The sequence below is a fragment of the Mesorhizobium sp. ZC-5 genome (assembly GCF_025753855.1).
GTDB lineage: Bacteria > Pseudomonadota > Alphaproteobacteria > Rhizobiales > Rhizobiaceae > Neomesorhizobium.
In genome coordinates this window covers 15,681-29,017 of sequence record NZ_JAOWPT010000024.1, presented here as the reverse complement: position 1 = coordinate 29,017, position 13,337 = coordinate 15,681, and the positions used below count along the sequence as shown (strand labels likewise).

Here is a 13,337-nt window from a genome sequence, read left to right as displayed (position 1 = left end):
GAGCCATGGCGATCACGGCGCGCTGGCGCATCCCGCCCGACATTTCGTGAGGATAGTTGTTGACGCGGCGCTCGGGGTCCGCGATGCGGACGAGACGAAGCATCTCTTCGGCCTTCGCCGTGGAAACCATTCTCGTCTCCGAGAATGGCTCCTGCGGCCTTCCTGAACACGACAGGAAAGGATCGCGAATACGACCGCACGTTCGATTCGAGATTTTCGAAGGCAAATAGCGAGTTGGAGGTACACTCTTGAACCATAATCTTCCTCAACCCAAACCGGCCGAACTCGACCGCAAATGCCTCTTGGCCGCGTTCGCAGATCCGTCGAGGGGACCAAAGATAGAAGCTGCCGGGTTTAAGACGTCGTCTTCGGCAGACGGGCACCCCCAACCTACCCTAATCCTCGCGCCGCATAAAGATATTTTGTGTTAAGTTTATTTTTCGAAAGCTTTGTGAAAGTGGACATATCGTAAAAAGCTTGGATATAGAGCATTTTGCATTTGATCTTGAGCAGCATATTGTGCGCGCTCTCCAGATAACGTTGGTTAGCCGGGGCCACCGAGCCAGATGGTGCTGCCCTATCACGGCCAGGTTTCTCACCGCCGTGAAGACGGCGCGTGGCGACGACATGGCGACACGATCCGGCAGCCCAAAACCGAATTCAGGAACAGCGCCACCGACCAGTTCTTAGACAGCACGCAAGGTGGTGACTTGGCGCACAGTGAAGCGCTTCGGCTTGGGCGCCAGACGCACCCCAACCCCGCTCTCCGGAATAGACTGGGTCTAGGACGTGGTTACGATTTAAGGATTGGGGATTCGATCGGGATAGGGGGACGCCTCGCGGCGCCGCCCATCCCACACCACCGGGCATACGGGTCCGTACCACGGCGGTTCGATCGGATTAAGCTTGGGCAGAGACATGAAGTCGAGGGAGACCGTGAGACTCGAAGTAATGGTTGCGCAGAGCTTGTTGGACCGCCGGGTGTCCTGACATGCGCCAGAATCCCGTCGGTGAACCGGCGGCAACCGCAGCCGAACTTTGGTACGCCATGACGACGTGGTTCCTTGAAGCGGTTGTGCCCGTTCCCCCACTGCCGCCAGAGATACATGCGTAGATCTCCGGCGGATCCACGCTTCCAGATGTGTGAGTACTCGAGGCGTCTGACAGAAGCCGAAGTAGCCGCCCCAACCGATAAGGTATGGCTTCAACTCTTTGATCATCTGCGGCAGACTGAGTCCCGTGTCCGGCATGTCATGTCCCGGATCAGCGCCTTGAATTCGGCGACAGCCTTTGGCGCGATGCGCCGCTCGCTCCCGTCATTCGAGATGCTGAAGCCAAGGAACTTCCGCTCCTCCGGTCGCGCCACCGCGCTCTTCGCCTCGGGTCGCGCGTCTCAGCGTCGGCAACGAACGTCGAAGTCGGCGTGTACATGGCGTAGCGCAGGCGTGTACATGGCGTAGCGCAATTGTCGTCCCACCCCGTCGCGCTGAGCACCGTCAAATATCGCGATCACTCTGCCGGCAATGGAGAATTTAGGGTAGGGCCTGTCCGCGCACAAACCTGGCGAACTCGGATCTGCTTGCGTCCCCGAGCGCACGATCTAATCTGCCCCCCGCCGATAGTGCGTCACACACATCGGCCAGAAAACGCTTGTCGCTTGCACACGAGTGCCGCCTTAATGTCCTCCACAGGATGGAAGTTCCCACAAACGAAGATAAGCATCCTCGTCGACCTACGCTGCGGAGAAGACGAGGGGTTGCAGCTTGTTCCTATTCGCCAAGCGTCGAAAATGGTGTGATCGACCAATCGATCAAGTCGACGGCACGCTGAAGTATCGCCTCGGTCCGAGCAAGATTGGGCGAAGCGGCGATGACATGTCCGAGCCAGTCTCGGTAATCGCCGTTCCTGACGATCGGCGTCTTGCGTTCAACATAGAATTTGACTTCGGCAACACCTGGTACACCAGCCGCCCGACTGTCACCATCTATGCAATCGAGGATGCCATCGCGATCAGGCAGTAGGAACCGCGAGCTCGCAGTCTGCGAATGCCGTCTGCGCAAATTACATTCCTCGCCGATGGCAAGCTTCACGTGTTCACCGATGAGATCGATACCGTAAGCCAGCTGAACCAGTTGAGGACTGGGCGTACCAGCAAGACGCGGATTCACTTCAATGACGACTGGGCCACGCTTTGTCCAACGGAACTCAATGCAGGTTGGCCCCCACCCAAGGCCGAGAGCTCGCAAACAGCTTAGAGAAACATCGACGATACGCTCATGTTCCTCATCAGTCAGCTGGGCCGGAAAGCTGCTCGCACAAAATACAAAATGCGGTAGCGGCCCCGGGTCGCCGGCTTCAATCCCAATGACCTCATTTCCCATTATCTGAGCGAGATAATATGGGCCCTGTGCGAATTCTTCGACCAGTATCCTCGGCGATGACCGCCACATGTGCTTCCCGCCCAATAGATAGGTCGTGTGTTCGGCCAACTCATCGACGTTGCGGCACAAACGGACACCGCTGCTGCCGCTGCCGACGGCTGGCTTAACAATAACCGGCAGTCCCATCTCCGCGGCAGAGCTTTCTACATCCGTCGCATTCGCGGCCAAGCGATAAGCAGGCATTGGAACGCCGCCCTCCGCGAGGAGCTGACGTTGAACGAATTTGTCACAACATCGTTCGATGGATACGGGGTTCGGTCCAGGTAGATCGAAATGCCGGCAGAGCTTGCCAACCGTTGCAGAGACCCACTCGTCGACGCCCGCAAAGCCAGCGATGCCAGCAATGTCATACGCCGCACGTAGCTGGCAACATTCGCGGATCAGCGTATCGAGATCGTCTGTATCGACACGGATTGCCTCACTTCTTTCCGCCGCAATATAGTCGTACTGAGCTGGATCAGCCGAAAGGGTAATTGCATGAAGACCAAGACGCTTGGCCGCTTGGACGTATCGCAGACCATTACCTCTTGGATGGCCTTCAACCAGGATAAATGCTCTTCTTGCCATTGGCTGGTAACTCCGAGGTTGAGTGCGATGGGGCGGCCCAAGCCGAAGCCGGAATCAGCTTTTTAGCTTTGCCTGACCTCAGACTTTGGCTTAAGGTACTATTATTGGCGGTGTGGGGTTACAAAGTTTCTGTGAATTTGTTTGAAGGATCTGTTGCAGTGTTTTGATTCTGGCTGTCTGGCACGGAGTGTCTCGATGAATTTCGCAGGGTTGCGATGCTCAGGAGACGCCGCAGCCGGCCGAGTCGCAGAGGCGTATAGCGCGTCGATCTGGGAGAGAACGTATTGCCTCACCCTGGAATGCTCCCGAACGATCTTTCCGTTGCCTCACCATAATGTTCCCCTGGGCTGGGATTCGATCAATGCACGATCAGCTCGATTGCCGGCTCCACGTGCATTGGGCCGAACACCATCGCGTGTGCCTTTTCCTTCCGCCAGATCTTCAAGCGCCGCTGCAGCGTGCGCAGAGGCGGATCAAGATATTGTCCCGGCTGCTCCGCCTGCAGACACACCAGTAATTCGCGGCTCGTCCGCCAAGGCTCTTCGTCGAACCACGCGCGCAACTGGCCTGTGACCTTCATGAGCGGATCCGGTCGGCGACGCCCTCGCTTTTGCGTCGACTTGGCTCGGACGGTTGGGCGGACTTCCCCTTCTTCCAAGAAGGGACTGTTCAGACCTGTGCCCGCTCGATGCGGAACAGCACGACCCCGGGCGAGGCAATGTTCCAGCAAGTGGAGAGGTTGTGTCTGGGGCAGTGCAAGGCGTTGAAACGCGTATCGCTGACGCCGCACAAGCCCGCGCTGAGGATCCGCCGGCTGGAATCGGCTGTCTCTGGCCCGGAGCTGCTGGCGCTCGCCCGCACCCACTCAGCAGGAGGCAAGACGTTGTGCCTCGATCGCTAGCAGAAATGCCGGTTTGACATCTCCCCAATAGGGATATCAGGTGTGGCGGTGGCTCCCAGATTTTATGATGTTCATAGCTAAAATCACGCACGGGGGACCTGATTACCTCGAAAAGATAAGGCAGAAGGGAGATCGCTATATTTACATGCGTTTCGGCTAAGCACACTTGCTTCGTACCCGACGCACGGCTAGCCAAGTTAATACCCGGTCGGCGGTGATATTGAAGCGGATGTCATAGGATTCGCCCGCAGGTAACTCGCGGCAAAGGGTTTGTGTTAGATGCAGCCGCAAGCATCCGTCTGAAGGGGTCGTCCGTAGTTCAGCACAGTCGAACCCAAAAAAGCGCCGCACCACCGGGTACAGTCCTTTGAAGAGTGTTTCCTTTGCCGAAAAGAGCAGCGTTGCCAATCGATCTGGAGGGATCGCCGTCTGTCGTGCAATCAAGGCACGTTCACACTGGTTAGCCGTCATGCTCAGGATCGATTCCAGCGCATGGCCGCTGGCTATTGCCTCGACGTCGACACCGACTTGCCAGCCTGGATCGCCTTTGGCGAAACAGGCGCAATGTCCCCGTGCGTGGGTTATTGAACCAACAGAGCCTTTTGGCCAGACTGGGGCGCGGTCGGAACCGATGGGAATCTCGGTAGTATGTTGGCTCAGCGCCTGCAAGGCCGAGTGCGCCATTGCGCGACCGGCCAGAAATTCGGCACGGCGTAACGGTAGTGCCTTGGACAAGCTGGGAGGGACGGCCAAGGCAAGCTTATGAAACAGATCTTCGGTGTAGCTCTCGAAATCGAACCGGCCATGCACAAGAACCGCATCGACGTATCCCGTGTCGTGCAAGGTCACGTCTCTAAGAAATCCAAGCGAACGGGCAGAAAGAGCAATGAGGTGCCTGACGGCTGAGGCGCGCATGCGGGGGGCCGCGCTCGCCGCCACAGGGCCCAGCCTAGACACCATCGCCGTTGACCCAGTGATCTGCCCAATTTTGATCGATTGATGATCCAAGGCAGGAGTATGTGGCCCGTTCTGACGCCAGCCCGACATCATAGATCAGGATCGCGACCGCTAGGCACCAACGCTGTGGAATCGCGCCGAAATGAAGATGGGGATGGCCGTAGTCTTCAAACTGCGACCGAGTGATTGAGAAATAACCAAGAGAGAAGCAGAATGTGCCTGTGCAGCCTGTGCCGGGAAGCTGGCTAATCCCCGTCGGCCTTGCAGTCGAACGGGTCGTGATGGGTTGATCGTTGCTGGATTGTCCAGTCGGTGTGCAGCGGGCAGCTGTCCGCACGCTTTGCCAGATGTCACAGATAGCATTGCACGGCATGATGCTCCCGCCGTTTCTGCGGCTATTGCGACTGACGGTCATGTCTGGCAGATTCGCTCGTAGAGATCGCCAAAGTTTTCTGCCTTAAAGATCTCATCCAGTCGAGGCGGCCTCCAGCGGGTGCTATTTTTTAACCGAAGTTGGAGTGCTGTGGCGAGAAGGCTATCTCCCCCAAGGTCGAAGAAGTTATCTTCGAACCTTACTTCCGTGGCTTTCAACAACGATTTCACTTCCCTGAGGAAGACGTCCTTCAGATCGTCGCTTTGAGCGTCCTCGTTCACCTTTCCGACTTCTTTCGGCGAGGATTTGTTGTCTATGTCCGGGCCGCAGTTCGAAATTGTCCGACCTTGCTCGCTCCATTGCCTTATACGAGGAGGCAACGGCCGCGTCGCTATGATCACTTGGCTGTTATCGACGCTTGCCAAGATGCGCTCGATGATGTCAATTCCTTCGTCAGGAGTCAGTGCCAGATCCCTCGCTTTGGACGACGCGTAAGCGGAAGTCACTTGCCCCTCGTCGTAGGAGTAATCCCAGTCATCCCAGTTGGAACTTATCCACCGGACACCGGGTTTGCCGAACATTTGGCGCGCAAAAGCGTCCATGAACCTGTTGGCCGCCGCATAAGCGGCCATCGCCGGTCCGCCGAGGATGGACGCAAGGGACGAGAAAAGGAACACGAACTCCGGTGATTGCGCGTATACCGAGTGTATCCGCTGGACCGCACGGTAAAGGTTGCGTGTCCCCACGACTTTGGTGGCGAACTCACCGGCAGAGGTCGTGTCGTTCATCTCTGAAAGGAACTTCAAATGGCCCAGTCCGGCGGCGTGAAAAATACCGTCGACCCGTCCGAATTCTCGAACCGCGGCATCGAGCGCACCCAGCAGACTGTCGAAATCCGACACGTCGGCCTCGCGAAGAACCACCCGGCCCCTTGCGTCGTCAAGCGAGGCCAATCGGCGCATCCAGCCATTCTCCTCGACATTGGCGGACTTCCAGTCCAAAGCATCGGGCACCGCACGGCGGGTTATAGCGACGACCGTCGCCCCAAGAGTTATGAGATGTTCTGTCAAGGAAAGACCGATCCGCCCAAGAGCTCCTGTTATCACATAAACGCCATTCCGTCGCAGGATCTCCGTTCCGGGAGCTTGTGCGGCAAGCGCCAACTCGGGGAAGTGCGGCACCCACCGCCGGCTCCCGCGTAGCGCGACGAGCCCATTGGGACCAGGCACGTCACGCCCGATTTCAGCGACCAGCCGATCGCTGATCCCCGGATCGTCGATGTTCAGGTCGACAACACGACAAGTGACGGTCGGGTTCTCCTGGGGCAACACGATGGCGGGACCGAAGATGCAAGCCTTTTCGGGATCAACCGGTTCGTCACCGACTTGGGCCATCCGGTCACCGACAATCCAGACGTCGACCGGAGTGTGGAATGTCAGGGTAGCGAGAACTCGCGCTAAATCGAGTATAGCGTCATAGTTCCGCAAAAGATCAGTCTCCACTGTACCGGGATCCCGGGACTGGTCGGCGCAGCCGCTCAGGTGCCAGAGGCAGACAACGCGGTCAGCGGGACGATCCGAGGCGATCTCGGCCTCGAAGAGCTCCTTCAGGCCTTCTCGGGTAGGATCAATCGTGATGATAGATCCCTCGGCTTTCATGGGTGGGTTCGATGATTTGACTCGTCGGCAAACACGAACAACCTCATGATTCGCCTCCTCCAATCGCTGCGTGATGCTGTTTGCCAGCGCGTCGCCCACGCACTTCAGTTTCCCGGAAGGCTGATCGGCGAGTACCACCCAACGCTGCGTCTTTGTATTGCAATTGCGGATCAGCGTGCGGGGAAGCAATTGCTCTGTCCAAGTCTGGGCATAGGTGAATGCCTCTCCCCTGCGCCGCTCACGCTCGTCCGTGTGTGGCAGAAGCGGCGGACCAGCAGACTGGATATCCGGCCAGCAACGGTGGCGATCAAACGAGTATGTCGGAAGGGAAATCCGCCGGCGGGATGCCAAGGGTTCTAATTGATCACTGGCTCGATTCCAATCCACCTCTACACCCAAGGACCATAGCTTCCCAAGACATTCCAGAATGGCATGGCGGTCGTTGAACTCTTGGTCGTTTTTGTCTCGTGCGGCTGCTACAATTGCCGAAATTGTGATCTCATCATCATCATCTGGATTGATCGCTTCATGTGCGAAACGCGCCAGATTCGACGACGGCCCAAGGTCAATAAGTGCAGTTGCACCGGCCGCCACAATGGCCGACAAAGCGCGGTCAAAACGGATCGATCCGCGTGCTTGCCTACTCCAGTAGGTCACTGGTAAGGGCACTTTCGGTCGGTGCAGATATCCCCCTGAATTTAGAGCTATCGCCAAATTCGGTGCTTGCCGCTCAAGCGCGCGGACATGTGCGTCAATAGTTTCACCCGCCGGCTTCATCAAAGGAGAATGGCTGGGGATGCCAGCTGTGTTGAGGATCTGGTTGGGAACCTCTGCTTTTTCGAGCTCTTGATGAAGTCTTTCAATCAGTTCCCGCTTTCCGGTAAACACGACACTGGATTTGGAGTTGACGACTCCGACACTGATCTCCCCAGCTTCAGCCCGGTCACGCCAAGCGTCCTCCTCGAGAATGCGTTCAGCCTCCTCTGGGCTGCATCTGACCGCAAGCATAGCGCCGTCGACACCTAGATTCGCCATCGCGCGACCGCGCGCAACCATTAAGGCTATAGCGTCGTCCAATTTCAGAATGCCTGCTAGGGTGGCCACGACGTATTCGCTCATGCTGTGTCCGACAAGGTAATCGGGATGCACGCCACACGCTTCCAGCAAACTTGCCATGGCGTATTGCACGGAGAAGATCATGACGTTGATTTCTTCGAACGATGCGTTCGCGTAACCGTCGGTTTCCCCAAATACCAATGCCTCCACTTCACAACCCAGGATGGGGCGAGTAGCGGCAGCACACTTCAAAAACGGCTCGCGAAAGTCAGTAACGTGTTCGAACAGATCCTTGAACATTCCCGCGTGCTGGACACCGCCGCCCGGCAGCATGAACGCAATCGACGGTGAGGAAAGAATTCGGTTAGCCGTTCGATCCGCTTCTTCCTCTAGCCTCTTGATGGCCATATCTAAGTTGCGCGCCACAATGACGGTTCGATAATCGAAATGGCATCGTGCCATCCGGAGCGTATGGGCAACGTTACCGAGATCGACATCCCGGTTGCGCCGCAGGAATATAGCCAAGTTCTGACAAGCTCGGATTAGCGCTGACGGCGTCTTGGCGGATAGACACAAGGCATGGGAACCCCGCGCGATCGATCCGGGCCAAGACCTTGCGTTGTCGCTGTCCCATTCCTGCAGCACGACATGGCAGTTGGTTCCGCCTATTCCGAGGCCGGTGACTCCGGCGGTTCGCAGCCGTCCCTGCGGACGGGGCCAGGATCTAAGCTGCTCGTTTACGAAGAAGGGCGTGTTCTCCAGACCCAAATCTGCATTCAGTCGATTAATGTTGATAGTCGGGGGGATTACCCCATGCTGAAGGGCGAGCACTGTTTTGATAAAGCTCGCGACCCCGGCGGCGGCATTGGCATGGCCAATATTCGGTTTAATTGACCCCAGCGCACAGGCGTTTCCCGTTTCCTCTTGCCCTGCGAAGGCCTCGGCAAGAGCCTGAACCTCGATCGGGTCGCCGACCTTAGTGCCAGTCCCATGAGTTTCGATGTATTCCACGTCTTCAGCGCCGAGTGCTGCGGAGGCGAGCGCTTGGCGCACAACAGCGGTCTGGCCTCGCGCGCTAGGCGCTGAGTAGGACGTTTTGGAGCGGCCATCGTTGTTAATGGCACATCCTTTTAATACTGCTTTAATTGGATCGCCCGCCGCGAGGGCCTCTTCGAGGCGCTTAAGAACGACGACGCCCACTCCATCTCCGATCACCGTGCCACTGGAATCGGCATCGAAAACTCGGCACACACCGTCCGAAGAATTGATGAAGTCTTTGACATACTGGTAGCCCGCTTGAGGAAAAATGATGCTCGCCGCGCCGGCCAGCGCCATGTCGCAATGGCCGGCCGCGAGTGACTGAGCAGCCACCCCGATTGCCACGAGCCCTGTTGAGCATGCGGTTTGCACCGCGATGCTCGGGCCGTTGAGATTCAGCATGTAGGACACGCGCGAGGCAAGATAGTCCTTATCATTGCCGAGTTCCGTCAGCAAAGCGAGCGGAGCGTTGTCGGGATCGACTAGGCCGCCTCCGTTCAAATGGTGTAATAGGTAGAGGGGGAGGTACGAACCGGCAAATACCCCGGTCCGTCCCTCATGCTGGGTTGGCGCATATCCGGCCGACTCGAGCGCCTTCCAGCAGCATTCGAGGAACAGGCGATGCTGTGGGTCCATTAAAGTTGCCTCATGACTCGAAAGGCTCCAAAAATCCGGATCGAAAAGGTCCACACCGTTGACGTGGGCGCCCACCCGCACGTAGTCTGAGCTTTTCAGGACAGCCTCCGGAATGCCCTGGGCCCTGAGTTCCTGCGCGGAGAGCGTGGCGATCGAGCAGACCCCTTGGCAAAGGTTTTCCCAGAGTGCGTCGACCGTCTCCGCGCCGGGGAAGCGCGCGGCCATACCAATCACCGCAATGTCCATACCGGGGCCGCGTCGCCCGTCGAACGCCTTTAGATCAGCCCTGCCCGCCGAGACTTTCGGTGTGTTGGAGAGCTTCCGGTTTGGGGGACGTCGCTGCTCGCCGCCGCGCTTGCGGAGAAGAGCCGCGAGTTCGTTAAAAGTCGGGTTGAGGAAGACCTCCACGACCCGGAGCTCCACCTTCAGACTCCCACGAAGCTGCGTGCAGAGACGGGCAGCCAGGAGGGAGTGTCCGCCGCAGTCGAAAAAGTTATCGGTCGGATCAGCGGGTTCGGCCTGGAGAAGGTCGCACCAGGCTGCGCGAAGTGCCGCCTCGACGTCGTCGGCACCTGTCGCTGGAGTGCAGGCCGCTTCTGCGACATTGCGGAGGCGCGACCGATCAAGTTTCCCGTTGGCCGCAATGGGTAATTCCCTCAGAGCAACAAACTCTGACGGGATTGCGTAGTGCGGCACCTCAGATTTCAGATGCGCCCGCAAAGAAGCCTGCCACCCCTTCCACTGACTCCGCAAGACTACATAGGCGATCAGCCGATCAGACTGACCGGAAGTCGGATCGAGCTCCGGCACAACGGCTGCAGAGCAGACGCCGGAGTAGCGAAGCAAAGCAGCTTCTATAGACCCGGGGACGACGCTATATCCTCGGATCTTCACCATGAAAGCGCAGCGCCCAATAATCTCCAACTGGCCGCCGGACAGCATGCGGCCAAGATCGCCAGTGCGGAACATCTTGCCATCAGCGCGGAATGGATCGGCAAAGAACCTTTCGCGTGTCATCTCCGGGCTGTCGAGATATCCATGAGCCAAGACATCGCCGCCGACAAAGACGTCGCCCAAAAAGCCCAGTGGTACGGGGTCGCGTTGCTCCCCGAGGATATAGACACTGGCATTGTGCTGAGGCGGACCGACCGGGACGACCTTTTGTATTGTCGCAGGATCAATCTCACTCAAGTCAATATGCGCGACATCATGTGCCTCCACCGCGCCGTAGTAATTGATGATTCTGACGTGCGGCAGCGCATCCCTCACACGTATAAGCAACGCCGCTGTTGTCACCTCCCCTGATAAATAGATCATTTGGAGATCCGGAAGGCGGGAGGGCACATCCAAGGAACCGCTGCTGAGAAGCACATCAAGCAGTGAAGGCGTTAAGAATGTTCTGGAAATTCGATTTCGTTCCAGGTAGTCGACCAGCTGGTGCGGATCGTAGATAGTTTCGTCAGGGATCAGATAGGCTGGAATCCCGGCGAGGATCGGCCGCATTATCTCCCAGACCAAGAAGAGATTGACCGCCTCACGCTCATTCGGCGCGTATGGCAGCGCGCAATAGCGCCACTGGTGAGAGGATACAGCGCTACGGTGAGGGCAGACGACCCCTTTCGGTTCACCAGTCGTGCCGGACGAAAATACAATCTGGGCCGGCGCATCGAGATCTACCGGTTTGGGAGTCGCCGGACTGGGCGTCCCTATTTTTACTTCCCAACCCTGATCGAGCGACAGCACAATACCGGGCCAGTCAGGCGGAAGGTTAGCTGCGAAGCGGTTGTTGGTGACAACGATTTCAACAGATGCCTTCTCAAGTATTCGCTGTAGCGCGACCATGGGCTGCGCTTTGTCAAGCACGACGTAAGCCGCCCCTGTTTTAAGAATGCCGAACAGCGCAACGGCGTATTCAGGTGAAGTATCCATTAGGATACCCACGCGGGAACCTCGGCTCTGACCATGTCCGAGGAGGTGTCTGGATAGAAGCTCGCTCAGGTCGTCGAGCTCACCGTACGTCAAGACCCCAATCTCTGAGACGACGGCAGGGGCCTCCGGTTTGAGGGCCGCTTGTTTGCGAAACTGGTCATGCAGTGGTAGTTCGGGATAAGGTAGGGCCTCGCCAATTCGAATGGAAACTGGGAGTTGTGCCTTTACCTCCCCAACTTCACGTAGGAGGGTAGATACCACTTCTGCCGTCATGGAATGGGTATAAAAGTGATCACCATCAAACATAATCCGGGCGAAGCGCGACGTCGTAAGCCGACGCCATTCGTCCAGGTCATTGGCATTGATCGTTTCGTCTTGCACTCCCCCCATTGCGGTGATCGTCGCGTTGATAGGCGTTGGTAAGTCCCGGTCGTACGTCTCCGCAAGTTCGAAGTCAGCCCGCAACGGCGGCAAGATGAAGTTATGCAGGAGTTCCTCATTTGCCAGCGTCTCCTTGGGGACCAAGCCAAGGATCCGGACCACATCGGTTAACTTATCATCCACGTATCTATACATTGGCGGCTCATCCGCCGGCACAACCGCCGACTTGTGAGCAGACACGACAACATGGAAGGGAGATGGCCGACGGGCCTTCTCCAGGGAACGGGCGATCTCGTAAGCAACGAGGGCACCTACGCTATGACCGAAGAAAACAAAAGGCCGGTCGCTGTACCCGCGGAGCGCCTCAGTGACCATGGGTACCAGTACGTCCATGCTGCGGATGGCAGCCTCCTCTGCCCGTTTGCCGCGCCCGGGAAGATCCAGGCAAATAAGCTCAACGTCATCGGGGAGATAGCCAGACCAGGTACGGAACGACTGGACGCCACCACCGCCATGCGGAAAGCAAATTATGCGATACGATGGGTCAAGTGATTTCTTCACGATGCTCAGAAGTGCCGTGCTTTTATTGCAAACTTTTTCCATTTTTTCAGACTACTCTACTTCAATTCAGCTTGAAATACAGGCCTCTTTTTGGAGGCGGTTCCGGAAAGTTTCATGATTAGGCCGACACGCTTGTGCTTCGCCTCATTGACAGCCACGACGCATCCGAATTCGTATGGATCGTCGAAGATGAGGCGGCCGACGGGTGCGGGAGCGCTCGGCAAGGCTCCAATGGAAGTCGCTTGGCTGGGATGTATCTAGCAGAAACATATGTCACTCTCTCGACCTGATCCATCCATAGGACTAGCGCGGCATTCTTGGTGTAGACGGCATCGCCCGCATCGTTTTCTCCGAAATAAGCCAGTGACAATCCGCGATCGGGATGATCTTTCTTCGGCCCGAGGCTAAATCTTTCGACACTATGTGTACCACTGACGGGAAGACGTGTTGACAAAAGTTTTGTAATGTTATTTTAATTGCGCTTAACAATTTTACGATATAAATTAATTAGCTATAACTATTTGCTATCACTATGTTATAATTTTGCGAAATGCATATACTTTTATTGTTTGCAATATTCGTCATCGCACCAGCCGCAGGTGAGGCGTGCCGGCAGAAGCGCCCTTCAGCCGAAGGCTCGCCCGCGCCGTCCTTTGGTCTTACGCTCTTCATAGGTGGACGACTTGGGCCGGCGCGGCGGACAAGGGCCAATCAGTCAGAGTTGTGTTGCAACATTTTTGTTGCTCGTGAGCGGCAAGGAATCCTTCAACCATTTCGGAGGGTTGCGACGTTCAAAGCCACCAGTTCGACCAACCTGTGATCCTGGTTTGAGCGCGCTG

General features: G+C 57.1%; 5 protein-coding genes and 2 pseudogenes. All 7 read right to left on the bottom strand.

Features of this window, described 5'->3' with window-relative positions; translation table 11 throughout:
* Positions 1-124, bottom strand: a pseudogene (locus OHD58_RS29765) (ATP-binding cassette domain-containing protein); the annotation flags it as partial.
* Position 125: 1 nt separating this feature from the next.
* Positions 126-257 (bottom strand): annotated as a pseudogene (locus OHD58_RS29760) (diaminobutyrate--2-oxoglutarate transaminase); the annotation flags it as partial.
* Positions 258-800: 543 nt separating this feature from the next.
* Positions 801-1,220, bottom strand: a complete 420-nt coding sequence (locus OHD58_RS30875; RefSeq protein WP_412177323.1) for a group II intron maturase-specific domain-containing protein — start codon at positions 1,218-1,220, stop codon at positions 801-803.
* Between the two features lie 549 nt (positions 1,221-1,769).
* Positions 1,770-3,008: an ATP-grasp domain-containing protein gene (locus OHD58_RS29755; RefSeq protein WP_263807201.1), complete on the bottom strand. Its 1,239-nt coding sequence runs from the start codon at positions 3,006-3,008 to the stop codon at positions 1,770-1,772.
* A gap of 358 nt (positions 3,009-3,366) precedes the next feature.
* Positions 3,367-3,588 carry a hypothetical protein gene (locus OHD58_RS29750; protein ID WP_412177322.1) on the bottom strand — a complete coding sequence of 74 codons (222 nt, stop codon included), beginning with the start codon at positions 3,586-3,588 and terminating at the stop codon, positions 3,367-3,369.
* 477 nt (positions 3,589-4,065) lie between these two features.
* The gene (locus OHD58_RS29745) at positions 4,066-4,758 is read right to left on the bottom strand and encodes a 4'-phosphopantetheinyl transferase family protein (RefSeq protein ID WP_263807200.1); all 693 of its coding nucleotides are present in this window, start codon (positions 4,756-4,758) and stop codon (positions 4,066-4,068) included.
* Between the two features lie 519 nt (positions 4,759-5,277).
* The gene (locus OHD58_RS29740; protein WP_263807199.1) at positions 5,278-12,540 is read right to left on the bottom strand and encodes a type I polyketide synthase; all 7,263 of its coding nucleotides are present in this window, start codon (positions 12,538-12,540) and stop codon (positions 5,278-5,280) included.
* Positions 12,541-13,337 lie beyond the last annotated feature (797 nt).